At 58.7% G+C, this 19,633-nt stretch carries 20 protein-coding genes; 12 read left to right on the top strand and 8 right to left on the bottom strand.

Annotated elements, in window-relative coordinates; all coding sequences use genetic code 11:
- Both AB5Y82_RS10325 and AB5Y82_RS10320 read right to left on the bottom strand, forming a co-directional pair.
- On the bottom strand, positions 1 to 798 hold the full coding sequence (locus AB5Y82_RS10325; RefSeq protein ID WP_101529943.1) for an amino acid ABC transporter permease: 798 nt from the start codon (positions 796 to 798) through the stop codon (positions 1 to 3).
- Positions 791 to 1,561, bottom strand: a complete 771-nt coding sequence (locus AB5Y82_RS10320; RefSeq protein ID WP_111901335.1) for an amino acid ABC transporter ATP-binding protein — start codon at positions 1,559 to 1,561, stop codon at positions 791 to 793. The genes AB5Y82_RS10325 and AB5Y82_RS10320 overlap by 8 nt, the downstream gene beginning before the upstream one ends.
- Positions 1,562 to 1,667: 106 nt before the next feature.
- Here AB5Y82_RS10320 and AB5Y82_RS10315 point away from each other — a divergent pair, with 106 nt between their 5' ends.
- The gene (locus tag AB5Y82_RS10315; protein ID WP_159143890.1) at positions 1,668 to 2,210 is read left to right on the top strand and encodes a hypothetical protein; all 543 of its coding nucleotides are present in this window, start codon (positions 1,668 to 1,670) and stop codon (positions 2,208 to 2,210) included.
- A 216-nt stretch (positions 2,211 to 2,426) separates the two neighbouring features.
- Positions 2,427 to 2,708 (top strand): RNA-binding protein, encoded by a 282-nt coding sequence (locus AB5Y82_RS10310; protein ID WP_005337180.1) that lies wholly within the window; start codon positions 2,427 to 2,429, stop codon positions 2,706 to 2,708.
- Positions 2,709 to 2,779: 71 nt separating this feature from the next.
- Here the strand turns inward: AB5Y82_RS10310 and AB5Y82_RS10305 are convergent, their stop codons facing one another.
- Positions 2,780 to 3,679, bottom strand: a complete 900-nt coding sequence (locus AB5Y82_RS10305; RefSeq protein ID WP_111901353.1) for an aldo/keto reductase family oxidoreductase — start codon at positions 3,677 to 3,679, stop codon at positions 2,780 to 2,782.
- Between the two features lie 147 nt (positions 3,680 to 3,826).
- Here AB5Y82_RS10305 and AB5Y82_RS10300 point away from each other — a divergent pair, with 147 nt between their 5' ends.
- From AB5Y82_RS10300 to ltaE, 3 genes are all read left to right on the top strand, one after another.
- Positions 3,827 to 4,234 carry a helix-turn-helix domain-containing protein gene (locus AB5Y82_RS10300; protein WP_368173931.1) on the top strand — a complete coding sequence of 136 codons (408 nt, stop codon included), beginning with the start codon at positions 3,827 to 3,829 and terminating at the stop codon, positions 4,232 to 4,234.
- 87 nt (positions 4,235 to 4,321) lie between these two features.
- A complete protein-coding gene (locus AB5Y82_RS10295; protein WP_111901337.1) occupies positions 4,322 to 5,023 on the top strand; it encodes a short-chain dehydrogenase in 702 nt (233 codons plus the stop codon).
- Between the two features lie 112 nt (positions 5,024 to 5,135).
- Entirely contained in the window at positions 5,136 to 6,155 is a 1,020-nt protein-coding gene (gene ltaE / locus AB5Y82_RS10290) for a low-specificity L-threonine aldolase (protein WP_111901338.1), read from the top strand.
- A gap of 89 nt (positions 6,156 to 6,244) precedes the next feature.
- On the opposite strand, the gene AB5Y82_RS10285 is transcribed toward ltaE, so the two are convergent.
- Genes AB5Y82_RS10285 through AB5Y82_RS10275 form a run of 3 tightly spaced genes read right to left on the bottom strand, consistent with a single transcriptional unit; the run spans position 6,245 to position 8,700 of the window.
- Positions 6,245 to 6,676, bottom strand: a complete 432-nt coding sequence (locus tag AB5Y82_RS10285; RefSeq protein ID WP_005337175.1) for a PAS domain-containing protein — start codon at positions 6,674 to 6,676, stop codon at positions 6,245 to 6,247.
- 8 nt (positions 6,677 to 6,684) lie between these two features.
- Positions 6,685 to 7,707, bottom strand: coding sequence for a response regulator (locus tag AB5Y82_RS10280; protein ID WP_111901339.1), 1,023 nt, complete (start codon positions 7,705 to 7,707; stop codon positions 6,685 to 6,687).
- A 54-nt stretch (positions 7,708 to 7,761) separates the two neighbouring features.
- Positions 7,762 to 8,700 carry a LysR family transcriptional regulator gene (locus AB5Y82_RS10275; RefSeq protein ID WP_005337171.1) on the bottom strand — a complete coding sequence of 313 codons (939 nt, stop codon included), beginning with the start codon at positions 8,698 to 8,700 and terminating at the stop codon, positions 7,762 to 7,764.
- A gap of 861 nt (positions 8,701 to 9,561) precedes the next feature.
- Here AB5Y82_RS10275 and AB5Y82_RS10270 point away from each other — a divergent pair.
- The 5 genes from AB5Y82_RS10270 (at position 9,562) to AB5Y82_RS10250 (ending at position 15,524) form a co-directional block, all read left to right on the top strand.
- Positions 9,562 to 11,514: a bifunctional diguanylate cyclase/phosphodiesterase gene (locus AB5Y82_RS10270; RefSeq protein ID WP_013723827.1), complete on the top strand. Its 1,953-nt coding sequence runs from the start codon at positions 9,562 to 9,564 to the stop codon at positions 11,512 to 11,514.
- 143 nt (positions 11,515 to 11,657) lie between these two features.
- The gene (locus AB5Y82_RS10265; RefSeq protein WP_005351146.1) at positions 11,658 to 13,223 is read left to right on the top strand and encodes an AbgT family transporter; all 1,566 of its coding nucleotides are present in this window, start codon (positions 11,658 to 11,660) and stop codon (positions 13,221 to 13,223) included.
- 71 nt (positions 13,224 to 13,294) lie between these two features.
- Positions 13,295 to 14,020 carry an oxygen-insensitive NADPH nitroreductase gene (nfsA, locus tag AB5Y82_RS10260; protein WP_005351148.1) on the top strand — a complete coding sequence of 242 codons (726 nt, stop codon included), beginning with the start codon at positions 13,295 to 13,297 and terminating at the stop codon, positions 14,018 to 14,020.
- A gap of 191 nt (positions 14,021 to 14,211) precedes the next feature.
- Positions 14,212 to 14,976 (top strand): hypothetical protein, encoded by a 765-nt coding sequence (locus AB5Y82_RS10255; protein WP_005337161.1) that lies wholly within the window; start codon positions 14,212 to 14,214, stop codon positions 14,974 to 14,976.
- On the top strand, positions 14,970 to 15,524 hold the full coding sequence (locus AB5Y82_RS10250; RefSeq protein WP_162632631.1) for a VOC family protein: 555 nt from the start codon (positions 14,970 to 14,972) through the stop codon (positions 15,522 to 15,524). The genes AB5Y82_RS10255 and AB5Y82_RS10250 overlap by 7 nt, the downstream gene beginning before the upstream one ends.
- A gap of 145 nt (positions 15,525 to 15,669) precedes the next feature.
- Here the strand turns inward: AB5Y82_RS10250 and AB5Y82_RS10245 are convergent, their stop codons facing one another.
- Complete coding sequence (locus AB5Y82_RS10245; protein ID WP_111901341.1) at positions 15,670 to 16,893, bottom strand: MFS transporter; 1,224 nt, start codon at positions 16,891 to 16,893, stop codon at positions 15,670 to 15,672.
- A gap of 95 nt (positions 16,894 to 16,988) precedes the next feature.
- Here AB5Y82_RS10245 and AB5Y82_RS10240 point away from each other — a divergent pair, with 95 nt between their 5' ends.
- Both AB5Y82_RS10240 and AB5Y82_RS10235 read left to right on the top strand, forming a co-directional pair.
- Positions 16,989 to 17,864 (top strand): LysR family transcriptional regulator, encoded by an 876-nt coding sequence (locus AB5Y82_RS10240; RefSeq protein WP_005351154.1) that lies wholly within the window; start codon positions 16,989 to 16,991, stop codon positions 17,862 to 17,864.
- Between the two features lie 63 nt (positions 17,865 to 17,927).
- Positions 17,928 to 18,884: a LysR substrate-binding domain-containing protein gene (locus tag AB5Y82_RS10235; RefSeq protein WP_111901342.1), complete on the top strand. Its 957-nt coding sequence runs from the start codon at positions 17,928 to 17,930 to the stop codon at positions 18,882 to 18,884.
- 79 nt (positions 18,885 to 18,963) lie between these two features.
- On the opposite strand, the gene ribA is transcribed toward AB5Y82_RS10235, so the two are convergent.
- On the bottom strand, positions 18,964 to 19,557 hold the full coding sequence (ribA, locus tag AB5Y82_RS10230) for a GTP cyclohydrolase II (protein ID WP_103251772.1): 594 nt from the start codon (positions 19,555 to 19,557) through the stop codon (positions 18,964 to 18,966).
- Positions 19,558 to 19,633: the final 76 nt, after the last annotated feature.

The following is a 19,633-nucleotide window of genomic DNA, read 5'->3' as shown; positions in this document are numbered from 1 at the left end:
TTAGCGTCCTTGTTGATCCGGATTCAGGTGACGGGCCAGCGCCCGCGAACAGGCTGACAGCGTCAGGGTTAACAGCAAATAGAGGGCGGCCACGGTAAACCACACCTCAAAGGTCAGAAACGTATCGGCAACCAGAGTACGCCCTTCGTTGGTCAGATCGAAGATGGCGATCACACTCACCAGCGCCGAATGTTTGATAAGGGAGACCAGCTCGTTGGTCAGCGGCGGCAAGGTGATGCGCACCAGCTGGGGCAGGATCACCTTGCGCAGGGTGATGGCCCGTGACAAGCCAAGCGACTGGGCTGCCTCCCACTGTCCTTTGGGAATGGCCTGTACACCTGCACGCAGCACTTCGGCGGTGAAGGCCCCCTGATAGAGGGAGAGGCTCAACACGGCGCAGGCAAGGGGGGCCAATCCCAGCATGGGGCCCAGCAAGAAATAGAGAATATAGAGCTGCACCAGCTGGGGCGTGGTACGCACCAGCGCCAGATAGGCGATGGCGAGCCAGGGGCCGAGCCGTGATGGGAGCAGCCGCAGGCTGACAACGCACACCCCGACCGCCAGAGTGCCCAACAGGCTGAGCAGCGCCACCTGCAAAGTGACCAGCAGGCCGTTTAGCAGGGGGCCAGCATAAAAGGTCCCCTCATCCCACTCGCCGAGAAAGGGCAACACCCGCGGCCACTGCCACTCATAGCCCATCTGGCGAGCGCCGCTATAGAGCGCCCAGCCCAGTAGCGCAGAGAGCATCACAGTGCCTGACAACCAGCCAAGCAGGCGGGGACGATTGAGCCTAGCCATGATAGCTGAGCACCTGTTCGAGGAAGGCCTGGGTTCGCGGGTGCCGGGGGGCGTTGAACAGCTGGGCGGGCGGGGCCGACTCGATGATTTTCCCCTCATCCATAAAGAGCACCCGATCCGCCACTTGACGGGCAAAGCCCATCTCGTGGGTAACGCAGATCAGGGTCATCCCCTCGTCAGCCAGCTCGCGGATCACATCGAGCACTTCGCGGATCATCTCGGGGTCGAGGGCGGAGGTGGGCTCGTCAAACAGCATCAGCTCGGGTTGCATGCAGAGGGAGCGGGCGATGGCGACCCGCTGCTGCTGGCCGCCGGAGAGCTGGTGGGGGTACTTGTCGGCCTGCGCCTGAATGCGCACCCGCTCGAGCAGCCCGAGCGCCCGGGCTTTGGCCTCCTGAGGGCGCAACCCCAGGGTATGCACCGGCGCCACCATCAGGTTTTCCAGCACCGTCATATGGGGGAAGAGGTTGAACTGCTGAAACACCATGCCAACCCGACCTTGCAGGCGGCGCAGGTAGGAAGGGGTCACCGGCTCGCCAAACAGGAACAGCTGGCCGTCGTCGATCCCCTCCAGCCCGTTGATGGTGCGGATCAGGGTCGATTTTCCCGAGCCTGACGGGCCACAGATGACCCACTTCTCTCCACGTTCAATGGTGAGATCGATGTGATGAAGAGCCTGAAAATCGCCATAGAATTTGTCAACGCCACAAAAGCGCACACAGGGTTGCGAGCTGGTCAAGAAGCGGGTTCCACTGAGGATCATTTACGCCATGGTATTGATTTTATAGGGGGATGACAAAGAAAACCCCCTTGTCAGCATCCTGATGGCTATTCACAATGGCGCCATTTCGTGATGACAGGAGCTTTTCATGCGTATTACATCCTTGCTTACCGGTTCCCAGGTGCAGCTGTTGATGCCGCCAGCGGTTCGCTATCGCTGCGTCATTTTTCTGTTGTTGCTGGTGAGTTGGGGCGTGGTGGTGGCCTCCTTGTGGGATGGCTGGGGCGCCATGGCGCTGCTCAACTGGGTGGGCGTGGTCTTTGGTGGCATCACCGGGATCATGGTGTCGCTGCCCCGCAGCTGGCAGCCCTGGCGCCTGGCGGAACTGGGGTGGGATGAACAGCATATCTATCTGCTCAATGGCAACAAGGATGAGGCGCTGGCACTGCCCCGCAGCCAGCTGGTGGCGCTCGAACGGGAGCGGCGAGTGGGTCACGACGGCCAGTGGCTCGACTTCAGCCTCGATCTGCAACTGAGTGAAGAGGAGCTGGCGGCGGCTATGGCCTTGCTGGATCTCAAGGCGGGGGAGCTGCATCTGGTGAGCCCGTCTGTCTATCGCTTCGGCTTTAAACGGGCCTGGCACGGTCGCCAGATGCTGGCGCAACGGTTGTCAGATCTGCAATCGGCCTGAGTCGACTATTTTCTCGACAATTCCCGGCAAAGCTCAGATACTGCCAGTGACTCGAATTGATCTTGTCTGCACTGTTAACCCAAGAGATCAATCACTTGACGACAGTGTGGAGAAGGCCACGGCATGAAGCCATGGCAGGTCCGGCATAGGGGTTGTGCCCTTACCGTTATGCTGGGAATTGCATAGAGAAGGCACCTTGAATCGAGAGTGGATGGCATGAAGATTTACGTAGGAAATCTGTCGTACCGGATGACGGCCGACGAACTGAAAACCCTGTTCAGCCAGTTTGGACAGGTCGACAAGGTTGATATCATCATCGACCGCGATACCGGCCAGTCAAAGGGGTTTGGTTTTATTGAAATGCCGGTCAATGGTGATGCCGAGAAGGCCATCGCTGGTCTGCATGGCACTGAAGTCGGTGGCCGTACCATCACCGTCAACCAGGCCAAACCGAAGACAGATGCTCCCCGTGGTCGCCCGCAACAGCGCCACCGCTAAGGTGCCTCGGCAATAAAAAAACGGCATGGGTTTCCCCCATGCCGTTTTTGTTTCTGGACGTTTTGCTGTTATCAGGGGACGTCGTAACCGAGCGCCGCCTTGCGGATGCGGAACCACTGCTGGCGGTTCAGCTCGACAGATTCGGTGGCCACGGCGGCAGCAATCCGCTCCCGTTTGCCGGAGCCAATCAAGGGCAGCGGCTGGCTTGGCAGCATCATTACCCAGGCGTAGACCACCTGCTCGATAGTCTGGGCGCCCACTTCCTGACGGATCTGCTCCAGTTCGGCACGCAGCGGGGCATAGGCGTCATCGCTGAACAGTCGGCCGCCGCCGAGACATGACCAGGCCATCGGCTTGATACCAAGCTGCTGGCACTGATCCAGGGTACCATCGAGGGTCCCTTCCTGATGAAGCGGCGAGATCTCCAGCTGGTTGGTGATCAGCGGGAAGGGGAGGCGCGATTGCAGTAGCTCGAACTGACGGGCGGTGAAGTTGGATACCCCGGCGTGTTTGATCTTGCCCGCCTGTTTCAGGGTGATAAAGGCGTCGGCCACTTCATCTGCGTTCATCAGGGGATCCGGGCGGTGGATCAGCAGCAGGTCCAGATGGTCGGTGCCGAGCTTGCGCAGCGAGGCCTCGGCGCTGGCGATGATATGCTCCTTGCCGGTGTTGTAGTGGTTGAGAGCATGCTCCGGCTTGGCGGTGAGGGCGATACCGCACTTGGTGACGATCTCCATCCGGCTGCGCAGGGAAGGCTCGAGGCGTAGGGCGTGACCAAAGGCCTCTTCGCACTGGTAGCCACCATAGATATCGGCGTGATCGATGGTGGTGACCCCCAGATCCAGATGATATTTCATCAGATCGAGCAGAGCGGCCGGAGAGAGCTGCCACTCCATCAGGCGCCAGTAACCCATGATGAGGCGAGAGAAGGTGGGGCCTTGCGGATGCAGGGCGACACGGGATACAGACATGGTTGACTCCTTGAAAAACACGATGCGAAAACGATGTGCAACATAGATGACTGCGGGCATCTTGGCCTCATGTGGCTGGCAAAGCAATAATGGGCAGTGGCATGATTCGAACTTTGGTTCTGATCGCAGAGTAGGAGAGAGAGTTGGATGGAAGGATTTGCCGAGCGCTTGCAGAGCCTGATCGGGGAGATGAGCGTGAGCGCGTTTGCCCGCAAGGTGGGGCTCAGTGAAGCACTGATCCGCAAATATTTGAAGGGAGCCGAGCCTGGCCTGGCGCGGGCCAACCAGATCGCCATGGGGGCCAACTGCTCGCTGGAGTGGCTGGCAACCGGCTGCGGTTATCTCTACCGTCAGGCGGAAGTGGTAGACAGGGAGGCGCTGGCAGCGGCGCACCTACTGCTGGGCGAAAAGCAACCCGGGGTGGGGCTGCCCGATGAGGAGGCACTGGTCACCCTGCTCGCCTATTACCAGTTTTTGCGCACCCACAAGAAAGCGGACGGTTTTCTCGACTTGGCGCTGGCGCGGGAGTTTGGTCGCCATCTGGGGGAAGTGTGATGAGGGGCATATTACCCTTTGGTCGTGTCACGGCCGGTTGATTATTCTGATACGCTCTAAGCAAGATAACTCTCCATGGAATGGGCGATGAGCTACTTGATCCTCGGAAGTGGTGCGCTGGGCTCGGCGCTGGCAAGAGAGCTGATGGCAAGGGGGGAGTCCTTCCTTCTGGCCGGTCGCACCTATCCAAAAGGGATCGAGATGGGGGCTTTCTTCCCGCTGCAAGAGGTGGACGCCATCTCGTTCGACGCCCTGTTTACCCTCTACGACACCGATCCGCTTCCCACTGTGGTAATCAACACCATCGGCCTGTTGCTCGATGTCAGCTTTATGCCAGAGCGGCGGGTCGAAGAGGTGCACCCCAAGTGGCTGTGCGACAGCCTGCTGGCCAATGCCTGGCCAACACTGGCGCTGGCTGCCCGTTTCAGTCGGTTGATGGGCAATGACCATCCGCTGTGGCTCTGCGCCATCTCCGATCTGGCGGGCTCCATCGCCGCCAATCAGGAGGGGGGACGTTACAGCTACCGGATGAGCAAGGCGGCCCTCGACATGGGGGTGAAAACCCTGGCCCTCGAGTGGGCGCAGCGTTTCCCGCAAGCGGGGGTGGTGGCGGTGGCGCCCGGCTTGATGGACTCCCCGATGAATACCCCCTTTCTGAGCGAGTTGCCTGTGGCGCAATTGCAGGATCCTGCCGAGGTGGCTGTGAAACTGCTCAATCTCATCAAGGGGTTATCGTTGACTCAATCGGGCCAGCTGCTGGATCTCAACGGTCAGCCGCTGCCCTGGTAAATCCCGCCTGCGGGTTCTATGGACGTCTATTGGCTTCACATTCTGCTCATGCGCCCCTTGCCAAGCGAGGGGCGCATGGCTAACGTCACTCTCCTGTTTCAGGAGGGATCTCATGCGCTATATCGATTTACGAAGTGACACCGTCACCCAGCCTACTGACGCCATGCGTCAAGCCATGCTCCACGCCGAAGTCGGTGACGATGTCTATGGTGAAGATCCGGGCGTCAACGCGCTGGAGGCCTTTGGGGCCAGATTGCTGGGCAAACAGGCGGCGCTGTTTGTGCCGTCCGGCACCATGTCCAATCTGTTGGCGGTGATGAGCCACTGTCAGCGCGGTGAGGGGGCCATCCTCGGCAACGCCGCTCACATCTATCGCTATGAAGCGCAGGGGAGTGCCGTGCTGGGCTCCGTAGCCCTGCAACCCTTGCCGATGCAGCGCGATGGCACGCTGGCATTCGATGATATCAAGGCCGCGCTGGCCCCTGATGATGCCCACTTCGTCCAAACTCGCCTGATCTGCCTTGAGAACACCCACAACGGCAAGGTGCTGCCGCTCTCCTATCTGCAGGAGATGGGGGCATTCGTTGCCGAGCGCGGCTTGAAGCTTCATCTCGATGGCGCCCGGCTCTTTAACGCCGCCGTGGCCAGCGAGACCCCGGTCGAGGAGATCGCTGCACCGTTTGACAGTATCTCGATTTGTCTCTCCAAGGGGTTGGGGGCACCGGTGGGCTCGCTGCTGGTGGGCAGCCACGATTTCATCGCCCGTGCGCGCCGCCTACGCAAGATGCTGGGAGGTGGCATGCGCCAGGCGGGCATTCTGGCGCAAGCCGGTCTGTTTGCCCTCGAGCAGCACGTGACCCGTCTGGCCGATGATCACCGCCGTGCCAAACGGCTTGCCGAAGGGTTGGCTGCACTGCCGGGCATCGAGCTCGACCTCTCGCTGGTGCAGAGCAACATGGTGTTCCTGCGGCTGCGTGAGGGGGAATCGGCCCCTCTGCTCGCTTTTATGAAGGAGCGGGGGATCCTCTTCTCCGGTTACGGCGAGCTGCGGCTGGTGACTCATCTGCAGATCAACGATGACGATATTGAAGAGGTGATCGACGCCTTCACCGAGTATCTCGGGGCGCGTTGAGACGGCTGGTCAGGTAGAGGTTATACCAAGACCTGTTCATACCGAAATAACAGAGGGCGCCGCGGCGCCCTCTGTTATTTGCTGCAAGCTCAAGCCTGCCGCTGGCCGCTCATCAGCATGGCCTCATCGGTGGCATCGTAGATCATCACCGCGATGTGGGTCACCTGACCGCCGAAATCGGCCAGTGGTACCAGCGTCAGGTTCTGGAACATGTGGGGGGCCGAGCCGGTAATGGGGCGGTAGTTGGAGAAACGTAGCAGATAGGGCTTCTGCTCCCAGGTACTGAAGGCGCGGTTGTTGAGCTTGAAGACCATGTTGGCCTTGCGCTCGAACCAGGCTCTGTCCACATCGGGGAAGAGCTCGAACAGTACGCCATCGCGCACGTCACTGGCCAGTCGGCCGCTGTGGCTCTCCATAAAGCCGTTCCACACCTGAACCTTGTACTCCTTGTCGAGCACTACCAAGCCTACGTCCAGGTTCTGGACTATGTTCATCAGCCAATGAAATTCACGGATTTCCATAGTCACTCCTAGAGCATGTGCATGATTTTGTTGTTCATGGTGGCGATGGAATCTTCGGTAAACAGCAGCAGCAGATCACACTGCACCGCGTAATCCTGGATCCGGTAGTTGATCTCGATGGCGAGCGTGCGGCGCCAGCGACTCTTGTTAGTGTTGATCAGCTCGTTGATGGGTCTGTGCTGGCCGAGCACCACCGGGTGCCCCTGACTGAAGGGGGTGTCGAGCTGGTTGGCGTAGCCGCGCAGGAAGGCGCCGATCAGCACGTTGGCGGTATCCATCAGCAGCTCCAGTTCGGCGGTGCGATCCAGCGTCCCCTGATGGTTCATCAGCTTGGCCAAATCTTTGAAGCTGGAGTCATGGAACAGGATCAGCGCTTCACCGGCGATCCCCGCTCCGATAAACCCCTGACAGACGGCGGAGAGGGTATCTGAATCCGCAGCGGCCGAGAGGGCCATATGCAACTCTGATACTTCCAGCACGTTGACGTTGGGGATAGGCAGTACCACGAAGGCGTTGAGCAGACGAGCCAGCAAGTCGGCTGCCTGACCCATGGAGACGTTGGCCAGCTCCTGATAGACATCGCGGATTTCGGGGGTGATCTTGACGCCTGCATCGGCTACCACGCCGCTTGTCAGCTGCTCGGGGGCGCTTGGTTGACCGCTCGGGGCGGCACTCCAGAAATCATGCTTTTTGAGCAGGGCGAGCAGGGTTTCTGGGGCGGCGGGTTTCTTGATGAAATCGAGCGCCCCCAGCCCCATGACCCGTTGATAGGCCTCTGGCTGGATATCCCCGGAGACCACGATCACCTTGTTGCGTAGACCCTCCCGTTGGAGGGTCTCCAGCACGCCGTAACCGTCCATCTCCGGCATGGTCAGATCGAGGAAGATGAGATCGCCATGACCCATCAGCACCTGTTCGATCCCTTCGAGACCATTGGCTGCGTAGTGCAAATCGACTTTCCAGTCGGCCGGGAGCGCCCGCGCCAGCTGTTTGCGGGCGAACCCGGAGTCATCACATATCAATACATTCATGGCGTTAGGCAGGCTCTGTTGGCAAGGGATGCTATAAGTGTGGCCCGCTAACGGTCAGATGCAATGGGTGAGGCTATCACCTTGTGAAAATTGGTTGTCCCACTGCCGATTGCGATAGCGTGCTGAGTATTTTTCAACAAATTCAACGAACATCTTAACACGCAACGGAGCGAACTGGTGCTGGCAACACAACATGTAGAAGGGGCGATTGCCGGTTTGCCAGTCGGTCAGTACCGGCACCAGCTGCTCGTCATGGAGGAAGCTGCTCAGATAGTGCAGCGGGGCGTTGACGATCCCCAGATGACGTCGGGCTGCGCGTACCGCGGCCTGGGTCTGGTTGACGGTCAGTTTGGCGCTGCGTTTGATGCAGACGCTCTGGCCATCCTTGTCGGTCAGCTGCCAGTGCTGGTGAGGCCAGCAGTAGATGAGATCGTGCTCTTCCAGCTGGTTGGGGTGGGAGGGGGTGCCCTTCTTGGTCAAGTAGAGTGGTGAGGCAAACAGGCCGTACTCGATATGACCGAGACAGATCGCATTGGGCAGCGACTGGGGCAGCTCACCGTTGAAGAACACCAGATCCCGATCATTGTCGAACAGGTGCTGGTGATCATTGGTCTGGGTGATATCGAACTGTACCTCGGGATAGTGCAGCCCGAATTCGGCCAGCATATCGATGAGGATGGTGTTGGAGAGTGCGATGGGCGCAGCTATCCGGATAAGCCCGGTGATGTCGGCCTCTTGACCCTGGATCTCGCTGGTGGCCTGCTCGATTTGCGCGAGTGGCGTGCAGAGACGTTCGTAGTATCTGAGGCCATCATCGGTAAGGCGGAGCTTGCGGGTAGAGCGATGTAGCAGGGAGCAACCCAGTTGCTCTTCCAGCTGGGAAATGCGTCGACTGATGGTGCCTGTTGGCATGCCCAGTGCGGCTGCAGCGTGGGAGAATCCTCCCTCTTGCACCACCTTGACGAACAGGTAGAACTCTTCGATGTGCTTCATAAACGCTGTTCTGGGTGTAACAAGGGGGCAACCATAAAAAGAGCGTTCCGGGTTGGCAAGGGTAATTCAGCGTTTAATTGATCTGGATTCGATTTCTGTTGATACCAGTTCTCCACCCGCCCGTCATCTCAGTTTCCCCGAGCTGGTGATTATTTCGGCACGATGCCAAATGGTGTTGCGGCAGAGATGTTTGCCATATTCCCTGATGTGTTCTGCTATAACCGCGGGCGAAGGCCGATATTGCAACCTGATGGAAGGGCGCAGGGTTGCTCTGTGTGCTCAGCCGGGGTGGTTTTCCATCCCCAGCCAATGTGATGCAGATCATATATTCTGGTTTTGCTCATTGCCTGTTGAAAAATGAATTTGGGGTATATCAATTCCGCCTTAGTGAACTATTTTTGTCCGTTTTGGCGTTTTTTTGGCTGTTTATCCATCCGCTTGGTTAATTAATGGAAGCTTTGTGACAGAGAGTGATGACTATTTCTGCCATTGATTTAAATGTTAATAACAAATTTGTCGCAGCAAATATGCAATTGCTCTTTCAAGGTCTCGAGTGGATAGCTCTTAGTGCTTGTTTTTACTGGGGAAAAAAGTTAAAAATCGACTATATGATTTGCCTGGATTAACAGGGTCCTTGGCTGAGTCCTTTGTAGTATCGCCGTACAGGCTGCCCTGTTGTTGATATCTGAAATAGTTTTGTCCGCTCTTGGCTATGTGAAAAGGGATAATGGCCGAGAGGTATTTGCACCTTGCATTCTGCAGCTAGCGGTTTGCCAGATCTGTTTTCCGGTTAACCAGTGACCATCCAGCATGAATGACCTTGACCAGATGAATACGCTTGACGAACGGTTACTGAAGACGATGGATGTTCTGCATACCCCGATCTGGGTTTATGACATCGAGCATCACCATATTTTCTGGGCAAACAGCGCCGCGCTCTCCGTGTGGGAGGCGACGTCTCTCGACGAACTCTGCTCCCGCGACTTCTCTGCCGATATGGCAACCGCCATCGATCTGCTGCTGCAGCGCTATCTGGGTGATTTTCAGCAGGGGCGCAGTTATAACGAGTGGTGGACCCTCTCCCCAAAGGGGGTCAAGAAGCAGATCTATCTGCGCCTTTCCGGTATTCAACTGGCTGGCCGTCTGATGATGATGACCGAAGCGGTGCTCGACTCCGATACCCTCTATCAGGAGTCCTCGCTGGCAACCGGCGATACCCTGGCCTGCCTGTTCGATAGCCATGGTGTGTTCGAGAGTGGTAACTATCACTTCGAAATGTGTTTCGGCCACCAGATCGCCAAGCTCTCCCAGGTTTTCTCCGGCAATGATGACAGCTTCTACCAGAAGCTCTCCCGTCTCGATGAAGTGGTGACCGAGGGGGAGTGCCGTACCCTAAAGGGGATGCGCTGGTTCCAGTATCAGTTCCGCTATATCCAGCAGGGTGCTCGCATTCTGCTCACCATGCGGGATATTACCGATCGCAAACTCGAAGAGCTGGAGCATCGCCACCTCGCCTGGCACGACTCCCTGACCGGCCTGCTCAATCGGTATGGCTTGATGAAATCCCTTGAGGCCTATTGCGGGCTGGGGGAGCGTTTCGCGCTGGTGTTCATGGATCTGGACAACTTCAAGCTGGTCAACGACAACTACGGCCACAAGGCGGGAGATCGCCTGCTGGAGCGGGTCGCCGGTCGCCTCAAACAGATTTGCCCGCGGGATGTGGAGCTGGCTCGCCTCGGTGGCGATGAATTCACAGCACTGGTGCCGCTGGGCAATCAGGGGGATCGGGCGCAAGAGGTGGCCGATCAGATGCTCTCCCAGATGACCAAGCCGCTGCAACTGAGCGGGCTGCCGGAGGTGACCATCGGCGGCAGTATCGGTATCGCCATCTATCCCGATGATGCGGATGACGGGGACAACCTCATCACCCGTGCCGATATGGCCATGTATCAGGCAAAGCAGATGGGGCGGCTGCGCTGGCAGCGTTTCACCCCCAGCATGCAACAGACCCTGCAGCGCAAGCTCAATCTCAAACAGTTTCTGGCCAAGGCCATCGGCCGTCAGGAGCTGAGCCTCTGTTACCAGCCGCAGGTCGATGCCGCCAAACGGCGTCTGATCGGTTACGAGGCACTGCTGCGCTGGTACAACCCGGTGCTCGGCCATGTCTCGCCGGTGGAATTTATCCCGCTTGCCGAAGAGATGGGGCTGATCCGCGAGATCGGCAGCTGGGTGCTCTCCACTGCGCTGGCACAAGTCGCCAGCTGGCAGAAGCGCTTCCATCAGCGGGTGCCGGTCTCCGTCAACCTCTCCGGTTTCCAGCTATCGTCGGCGTTGCCCGGGCAAGTTCGCCAGCAGCTGGAGCTGCACGGGGTGGATGCCTCCCTGTTGACGCTGGAGCTGACCGAAACCGTGCTGATGCTCGATATGAAGGGGTGCCTCGGCATTCTCGACGATTTGAGCGAGCAGGGGATCAAGATTGCCATCGACGATTTCGGTACCGGCTACTCCTCGCTGGCCTATCTCAACCGGTTGCCGATCAATAACATCAAGCTGGATCGCTCCTTCGTGGTCGGTCTCAACTTGCCGGTGATCCGGGCGACTGCGGCCATGGCTACCAATCTGGGGTTGGGGATCATGGCGGAAGGGGTGGAGGAGCCTCACGAGCTGGCCGCCCTGCAGACCCAGGGGTGCCATGTGTTCCAGGGATATCTGTTCAGCAAGCCGCTTACAGTGGCGCAAGTCGAGGCGAGCGGTTTTGTGGTGGAGTGCCAGGTCGGGCGTTATCCACTGCTAGATGCCGTGATGGCAGAGTAACAAGTGTGCGTTAGGCCACAACTTGGGATTTTATTCCGCAATATTTAATCAAAATTAATCATTCTTTTGCGATCGGTCATGAGACGGATTGACTGGAATTGCTAGCATGCGACCTCGTTTCTAGGGAAAGGAGTATCGCAATAATGAGTCATGCTGCTGTCAATGACCGTCCGGCCAGCCCTCCCAAAGGTTGGCTGAACCGTTTCCTCAATGGCGTCGAGAAAGCCGGGAACAAATTACCCGACCCCGCCATGCTGTTCCTCTACGCCTTGCTGATCGTCTGGGTCGGCTCCTGGGTGTTGTCACAATTCCAGTTTGATCTGGTCAACCCCCGTACCGGTGAGGCGGTAGTGGTCAACAACCTGCTGACCGGTGCCGGTCTGGCCGAGTTTCTCTCCACCATGGTCACGACCTTTACCGGCTTTGCCCCGCTGGGCATCGTACTGGTGGCCATGCTCGGGGTCGGGGTGGCCGAGCAGTCCGGTTTTATCAATACCGGTCTGAAAAAGTTGCTCAAAGTGACGCCTGCCCGTTTTCTCACTCCCATGCTGATCCTGGTAGCGATCGTCAGCCACACCGCCGCAGATGCGGGTTATGTGCTGGTGATCCCCATCGGTGGCATCATCTTCCACGCTGCCGGACGCCATCCGCTGGCGGGGATCGCCGCTGCCTTTGCCGGCGTTTCCGGCGGTTTTGCCGCCAACTTCCTGCCCTCCGGCGGGGATGCGCTGCTGCAGGGCTTTACCCAGTCCGCCGCTCAGTTGCTCGATCCTGACTACATGGTCAACACCCTGTGCAATATCATCTTTACCGGTGCCTCTTCGTTGCTGATCATCTGCGTCGGCTGGTTCATCACCGAAAAGGTGGTGGAGCCGCGCCTCAAGCATGTGGCGCTCAACGAGGATCTGGAGAGTGCCGACGAGATGGGGCGCTACAGCGCGCAAGAGAGCCGGGCCTTCAACTGGGCCGGGTTTGCCATGCTGGCGGCTATCGTGCTGCTGGCGCTGGCGCTCTCCCCGAGCGATTCACCGCTGCGTGCTGCCGATGGCTCCCTGACCACCTTTGCCGCGCCGGTGATGAAGTCCATTGTGCCGCTCATCTTCCTGCTCTTTATCCTGCCCGGGATTGTCTACGGCTTTGTCGCAGGCAGCTTCAAGAGTGGCAAGGATGTGATCGATGCCATGTCGGCCACCATGAACAAGATGGGCTCCTACATGGTGATGGCCTTCTTCTGTGCGCTCTTTATCAAGGCGTTTGGTGACTCCAATCTGGGCACCCTGCTGGCCCTCTCCGGTGCCGAAGTGCTCCATGCGCTGGCGCTGCCCGGTGAGGTGACCATCGTCGGGATGATCCTGCTCACCGCCAGCGTCAATCTGGTGGTGGGCTCGGCTTCGGCCAAGTGGGCGTTGATCAGTCCGATCCTGGTACCCATGCTGATGGCGGTGGGGATCTCCCCCGAGCTGACCCAGGCGGCCTATCGGGTCGGGGATTCCGCCTCCAACATCATCACCCCGCTGATGGTCTTCTTCCCGCTGGTGGTGGTCTATTGCCAGCAGTATGTGAAGAGCACCGGGATCGGTACTCTGGTCTCCATGATGCTGCCCTACTCGCTGGCCTTCCTGGTGAGCTGGACGATTTTCCTGCTGCTCTACTGGGCGCTCGGATTCCCGCTCGGGTTGCAAGCCCCTTACGTCTATCCGGCCCCTTAAGCTGGGTGTGCGAGGGAGCCTTGGGCTCCCTCGTTTTTTTCGCTATGGTGTTACCTCATTTTGGAGGTGCCATGAATCAGACCATCGATCTTATCCTTTCCCATCGCTCCATTCGTCAGTTCACTGCCGAGCCGATCGCCCCGCAGCAGCTGGATGCCATTCTCGCCGCCGCCCAGTCCGCCTCAACCTCGAGCTTTTTGCAGGTGACCAGTATTGTGCGAGTCTGCGAGCCCGAGGCGCGTCAGCAGTTGGCCATGCTGGCGGGCAATCAACCCTATGTGGTGCAGGCGGCCGAGTTTCTGGTCTTCTGCGCCGATTACCACCGCCACACCCAGATCGTGCCCGAGGCCCAGACCGGCTATGCGGAGCAGTTGCTGATCGGAGCCATCGACGGCGCCCTGATGGCGCAAAACGCCTTGCTGGCGGCGCAGTCGCTGGGGCTGGGCGGGGTCTATATCGGCGGCATTCGCAACCATCCGGCCGAGGTGAGCGAACTGCTCGGCTTGCCCCATCAGGTGATCCCGCTGTTTGGCCTCTGCCTTGGTCATCCTGCTCAGCAGCCGGAGCAGAAACCCCGTCTGCCCAGGGGATTGGTGGTGCATCAGGAGCGCTACCAGCACGAGCTGGATCGCGACCTGCTGGCCCGGTACGATCAGCAGATCGCGGACTACTATCAGGCCCGCAGCAGCAACAACAAGCAGCAGACCTGGAGCGGCCAGATCCGCGCCATTCTGGGCAAGGAGTCCCGCCCTTTCATGCTGGGATTCCTGCAATCGCGGGGCTTTAACCTTAAGTAATGGCGCTGATGGGCGATACTATGGGGAGGTGACCGTCATGGTCATCATCCCCTGATCCTGCAATCTCTCCCTGAGACCGGGGGCACAGCTTGGTGACAAATCGTGGGCAAGGGGGGATCTGCAGGCTACCTTAAGTGGGTAAGCTGTTGTAGGATCACGCAATTGGATAGGAACAGGGGTTTGGACATCCTATGATTTTAACTTTGGTATTGCTGTCTATTGGCGCACTCCTGTTTTTGGTTATCGCCTATAACGTGGTGCAGCAATATAAGCAGAAGGCAGAGGCGGACAAGCGTCACGCCGTTGCCAGACACAAGACGGTGGCTGACGAGACCGAAGAGGTGTTGCTGAACGTCAATCTGGTGCCTTTCTCCAAGAACATGGTGTTGCTGTTGCAGCACCGGATCCTCGATGCCTATCGCGCCATCGCCCAGGTGATGCCGAACAATCAGATCAAGCAACGCATCGTCGATGTGCAGACCCAGATCAAGAATGTGCAGGAGAACTACAGCGTGCAGGATGAGGGACAATTCAAAACCCCTGAGTCCGATCGTCAGGCGATCCAGATGCTGCAGCTAGTCAAGAAGATGCGGGCCGTGCTGCGGGTCGAGCACAACAAGGGCAAGATTGACCCTCAGGGGTTTGCCCAGGAAGAGCGCCGCCTCGAGCTGATGCAGCTCAAGATCAACATCTCCAATCTGGTCAAGCGGGCGATGGATGCCCGCATTCAAGGCCAATATGGTACATGCCGCCAGCTCTATACCAAGGGTCTGTCGGCCATGGCGAGCGTGGGCGACAAGGATCCCTATTTGCTGGCCCGTGAAGAGGATATGCGTCAGGGGCTCAAGGAGCTTGAAGAGCTGCAGCAGCAAAACAGCGCCCAGGATCTGCAAAACATCAAGGACAAGGAAGCCGACGAGCTCGATGTCCTGTTTCAACCCAAGAAGAAATGGTAAGCATGTCCCACCCACTCGATTCCACACTGGGGCCAATGGCCCCATTTGTTTCTCAGCTGTTGGCCGAACTGGCCGCCACTGGCATCACAATTTCCCGGCCAACGGTCGATCACCTCTGTTATCGGGCTGCTACCCTGCAGGAGTACCGCGCGCTATGTGCTGTGCTGGCTGAGGTGGGCTCCTTGCTGGTGGAGGGTATGATTGGCGGACGTCCCATCGCCACTTATCAGTTGCATCAGCCGCTGTTGGCTGGTGAGGTACAGGTAGCCTGTATCGAGCTGGCTGCACCGAAACCGGGTCGCATCCATCAGGCGGGGCTGGAACATATCGAGCTGGTGGTCACTTCACTGCAAGATCTGGTAGCGCGCTATCCCGAGCTGCCATTCAAAACCGGCAACATGCAGGATACCCGCAACCCCGATATTGGCCTGATGTTGCCCTCCGGACAGATTAAGTTTCATCTGCGCTCGCTGGCTGAGGTGATCGCCGAAGAGGTGGCGACCGGTGCTGTGGTCGCGGTGCCTGCGGATTATTTCGATCAGGAGTGATCCTGCTCTAAATGCGGTGCGAGCCTGACAGGCTCTTGAATAACGCAGCCAAAGGGGTCACCGGTGTGACCCCTTTGGCTATCTGTCGGTGCTGGGTTGCGAGAGCGCTATCTGCTCGTGGGTGACCCTGTTTGCGCTGAGCCCGTTACCCGTGTCGGTGGGGTTGCTGGGCGGGCAGTGGCGATCGGCTTCGCTGCTTGAGACGGCCGAGCCAGAGGCTCAAGCCCGCCGTCAGGATGAGGACCAGTTCAATCCCCATGACCAGACCGCCCAGCTCACCCTGCTCCCAGAAGGGGTGCAGGTAAAGTCCCCCCAGACTGGCTCCCAGATAGTAGGCCACCAGATAGAGGGAGGAGGCGAGGGCGCGGTTGTGTTCGACATGATGACCGACCCAGGCGCTGGCGCAGGCGTGTGCCAGGAAAAAGCCGAAGCTGGAGATCAGCAAGCCACTCAGGATCCCGAGCAGACTGCCCTGCAGCAGCCACAGACTCCCGAGGGCCATCAGCGCGATCCCGACCAGCAGCATACGTTGTGCCCCCCAGCGATTGGCAAATCGGCCGCTCAGAGAGGAGGCCACCGTCCCCGAGAGATAGGTGAGAAACAGCATGCCGAGCCACTGGGTGGGCAGGGAGAAGGGGGGCTTGGCCAGCAGGAAAGTGAGGTAGCTGAACTGGTTCAAAAACACCATAAAGTTGAGTCCCCCGATAAGGTAAGCCCCTACCAGCAAGGGATTGGTCAGGTGTTGCTGCAAGGCGCGAGCAAATTGGCCGCGAACGGGGGCGCTCGCCACAAAGCGGGTCTGATGGGGCAGCAGCCAGAAGACCAGCGGCAGCAGTAACAGGCTGATTACACCAATCCCCAGAAAGGTATGCTGCCAGTCGCCAAACCAGCCCGCCAACAGACCGCCGACCACCCGACCGGCAATGCCACCGAGGGAGTTGGCGGCAATATAGACCCCCACCGCCGAGAGCAGCGCCCGTTTGTTGAACTCTTCCCCCATATAGGCAATCGCGGTCGCGGGCAGCCCTGCCAGCAGCGCGCCCTGCAGGATGCGCAGCAACAGCAGGGAACCAAACTGCTCAACCAGCGGGATCAACAGTGAGAGCAGGATCGCCAGGGTGAGGGTACCCAGCATGACCTGCCGACGGCCATGGCGATCCGCCAGTCTGGCGCAAATCAGCAGGGAGGCTGCGAGGCCAGCAGTGCATCCTGCCAGGGTCCAGCTGGCCGAGAGGGAGTTGACCGAGAAGACCTCGGCGAGCAGGGGTAACAGGGGATGGGTCTGGTAGAGGTTCAAAAACACCAGAAAAGATCCCAGGCTGAGGGCCAGGGTTGCACGTATCCACTCGCGACTTCCAACTTCAATCATTGCGTATTGTCCTGACTACTTTTGGTCAGGGTAGAGTCCTTGCGGTTATAAATATAATATATTTAAGTTATCCATCTTATAAGATGAATTGATACATGGATCTGAAACAGCTCACCTATCTGCTGGCGGTCAGGGATGCCGGCTCATTTACCAAGGCAGCCAACAGTCTGCATGTGGCACAACCGGCCATCAGCATGGCCATTGCCAAACTGGAGCAGCAGCTCGAGTTGCGGCTGTTTGATCGGCAGGACCGGGCGGTACGGCTCACCCCTGAGGGAGAGGTGCTCTGTCGCCATGCCGAGCGTTTGTTGCTGCAGATGCATCAGGCCGAGGCCGAGATGGCCGAGCTCAAGGGGTTGGAGCGGGGGGAGGTGCGGATCGGGATCCCCTACATGATGGGCTCCTACTATTTCCCCCCTCGTCTGATGGCCTTCAAGCATCGCTATCCCGGCCTCAAGATCCGGGTCGAAGAGGCCGGCACCCGTGAGCTGCTCAGCCGGATGGTGGATGGCTCCCTCGATCTGGCCATTCTCATCACCAGTGATCTCCCCCCCGCCATCGAGGGGGCACATCTGCTGAGCGAAGAGATGTTGATGGTGGTGGGGGACGATCACCCCTTGCGTGGCGCATCGGCCGTCACCCTCTCGCAGTTTTTCGCTCAGGAGCTGGCGCTGTTTCGCCGTGGTTTTTACCACCGGGAGCATATGGAGGCGCTAGCCCAGAGCCTGGGCGTTGAACCCGATATCGCCTTCGAGAGCAATCTTATCCCTCTGCTCAAGGCGGTGGTGCGGCAAGGTTTTGCGGTGACCACCTTCTTGCGGATGGTGCTGGAAGAGGAGCCGGATCTGAGTGGCGTGCCCTTCGACCCGCCTATCTATCTCGATCTCTGCGTGGCGTGGCGGCGTGGCGATCCGCTCTCCATGGCCAACCGTGCCTTGCGTGATTTCCTACTCAAGGAGCGCCCGGCCTGATGGCGGCGGGTCATTGCTGAAAGTTTGTTACTATTAACGGTGGGTTCGCTTGAGGGCTACACCATGAAATTGCAGCAATTGCGCTATATCGTCGAGGTGGCGAACCACAGGCTGAATCTGTCGGCCACCGCCGAGAGCCTCTTTACCTCCCAGCCCGGGATCAGCAAACAGGTGCGGATGCTGGAGGATGAGCTGGGGATCCAGATCTTCGAGCGCAGCGGCAAACACTTGACCCAAATCACTCCCATCGGTCGGGATGTGATCAAAGTGGCCGCGGAGGTGCTGGACAAGGTCGCCACCATCAAGGTAATGGCTAGGCAGCATGTGCATCCGGAGCAGGGAACCCTCACCATTGCCGCCACTCATCTGCAAGCTCGCTATATTCTGCCCACCATCCTCAAGGGATTCATGGCCCGCTTCCCCAAAGTTGCCGTAACTGTGATGCAGGGGAGTGCGGCGCAGTGCCGCGCAGCCGTGCATGATGGCGCTGCCGATCTGCTGCTGGCGGATGAACCGGAGGAGGGGAGCGATCTGCTGATGCTCCCCTCTTTTCAGTGGCAACGGGGCTTGGTGCTACCCAAGGATCATCCGTTGGCCAAAGCAACATCGCTGACTCCGGCTGAGCTGGTGGAGTTTGCATTGGTGACCGATGGAAGGGCTCTCTCCACAGCTCATGGCACTGATTGCGCTCATGCCGAGAGCCGGATCGCCTGCTGTGCGAGCGACAGCGATGTGCTCAAGACCTATGTCAGACAAGGGATGGGTATAGGGGTGATGGCAACCTTTGCCTGGGAGCCCCAGCGCGATGGCGATCTGGTGCTCAAAACGGCGCCCTGGCTACCAGGCTGTGTGGCCGCTATCGGGTTGCGCAGAGGGGCATTTTTATGCGGCTATCTCTACGATCTGATTGAACGTCTCGCGCCGCAATTGACCCGCGAGCGGGTCGAACAATACTGTGCTGCCCGCACTGGCGAAGAGCTTGAAGCTCTGCTGGCCAATCTGACCGTGCCACTTAGATAGCTTGGGTTGTAGTGGTCATCCCAAGAAAAACGCCTCCCAATGGGAGGCGTTTGACTATCTGACGTTCGTCAACGCAGGCTCACTTCTTCAGCATGTGATCCAGCTTGTTGGCCTTGGTCGACAGATAGAACTCGTTGTGTGGATTGCGCCCTTCCTGTAACGGTACCCGTTCGGCCACCGGAATACCGAAGGATTCCATCGCTTTCATCTTGCGCGGGTTGTTGGTCATCAGTTTGAGAGACTTGACTTCAAGCTGCTTGAGCATATCGGCGCAGATGGTGTAATCGCGCATGTCGGCGGCAAAACCAAGGGCCACGTTGGCCTCCACGGTATCGGCACCCTGATCCTGCAGGTGATAGGCGCGGATCTTGTTGAGCAAGCCGATGCCACGACCCTCTTGACGCACATACAGCAATACGCCACGACCGGCTTTGGCGATATTCTCCATGGCCGCCTGCAACTGGAAACCGCAGTCACAACGCAAGCTGAACAGGGCGTCGCCGGTCAGGCACTCTGAGTGGATCCGGCCCAGCACGGGCTCTTCACCGGTAATGTCGCCCATCACCAGTGCGGCGTGATCTTTGCCTGTGCCGGTTTCCTGAAAACCTACCAGCGTGAAGGTGCCCCAAGGGGTTGGCAATTTGGATTGGGCCACGAGGGTAACGCTGCTCATAGGTTGCTCCTTACTACTAACGGCTCAAAAAAGGGGGCCAGTTTAGCGCGCCTTGTCAGGAACGACCATAAGAACA

The sequence above is a fragment of the Aeromonas sp. s13 genome (assembly GCF_040907905.1).
GTDB classification, from domain to species: domain Bacteria; phylum Pseudomonadota; class Gammaproteobacteria; order Enterobacterales; family Aeromonadaceae; genus Aeromonas; species Aeromonas veronii.
Note: the sequence above shows the minus strand (reverse complement) of the source record. Positions and strands in the feature narration are given on the sequence as shown.

Coding starts and splice junctions, on each gene's coding strand:
- AB5Y82_RS10310 (WP_005337180.1), top strand. CDS start 2,427: ATGAAGATTTACGTAGGAAATCTGTCGTACCGGATGACGGCCGACGAA.
- AB5Y82_RS10250 (WP_162632631.1), top strand. CDS start 14,970: ATGGTAAGCATGTCCCACCCACTCGATTCCACACTGGGGCCAATGGCC.
- AB5Y82_RS10275 (WP_005337171.1), bottom strand. CDS start 8,700: ATGAAGCACATCGAAGAGTTCTACCTGTTCGTCAAGGTGGTGCAAGAG.
- AB5Y82_RS10315 (WP_159143890.1), top strand. CDS start 1,668: ATGCGTATTACATCCTTGCTTACCGGTTCCCAGGTGCAGCTGTTGATG.
- nfsA (WP_005351148.1), top strand. CDS start 13,295: ATGAATCAGACCATCGATCTTATCCTTTCCCATCGCTCCATTCGTCAG.
- ltaE (WP_111901338.1), top strand. CDS start 5,136: ATGCGCTATATCGATTTACGAAGTGACACCGTCACCCAGCCTACTGAC.
- AB5Y82_RS10305 (WP_111901353.1), bottom strand. CDS start 3,679: ATGTCTGTATCCCGTGTCGCCCTGCATCCGCAAGGCCCCACCTTCTCT.
- AB5Y82_RS10235 (WP_111901342.1), top strand. CDS start 17,928: ATGAAATTGCAGCAATTGCGCTATATCGTCGAGGTGGCGAACCACAGG.
- AB5Y82_RS10270 (WP_013723827.1), top strand. CDS start 9,562: ATGGATGTTCTGCATACCCCGATCTGGGTTTATGACATCGAGCATCAC.
- AB5Y82_RS10285 (WP_005337175.1), bottom strand. CDS start 6,676: ATGGAAATCCGTGAATTTCATTGGCTGATGAACATAGTCCAGAACCTG.
- ribA (WP_103251772.1), bottom strand. CDS start 19,557: ATGAGCAGCGTTACCCTCGTGGCCCAATCCAAATTGCCAACCCCTTGG.
- AB5Y82_RS10240 (WP_005351154.1), top strand. CDS start 16,989: ATGGATCTGAAACAGCTCACCTATCTGCTGGCGGTCAGGGATGCCGGC.
- AB5Y82_RS10325 (WP_101529943.1), bottom strand. CDS start 798: ATGGCTAGGCTCAATCGTCCCCGCCTGCTTGGCTGGTTGTCAGGCACT.
- AB5Y82_RS10300 (WP_368173931.1), top strand. CDS start 3,827: ATGGAAGGATTTGCCGAGCGCTTGCAGAGCCTGATCGGGGAGATGAGC.
- AB5Y82_RS10295 (WP_111901337.1), top strand. CDS start 4,322: ATGAGCTACTTGATCCTCGGAAGTGGTGCGCTGGGCTCGGCGCTGGCA.
- AB5Y82_RS10255 (WP_005337161.1), top strand. CDS start 14,212: ATGATTTTAACTTTGGTATTGCTGTCTATTGGCGCACTCCTGTTTTTG.
- AB5Y82_RS10245 (WP_111901341.1), bottom strand. CDS start 16,893: ATGATTGAAGTTGGAAGTCGCGAGTGGATACGTGCAACCCTGGCCCTC.
- AB5Y82_RS10320 (WP_111901335.1), bottom strand. CDS start 1,561: ATGATCCTCAGTGGAACCCGCTTCTTGACCAGCTCGCAACCCTGTGTG.
- AB5Y82_RS10265 (WP_005351146.1), top strand. CDS start 11,658: ATGAGTCATGCTGCTGTCAATGACCGTCCGGCCAGCCCTCCCAAAGGT.
- AB5Y82_RS10280 (WP_111901339.1), bottom strand. CDS start 7,707: ATGAATGTATTGATATGTGATGACTCCGGGTTCGCCCGCAAACAGCTG.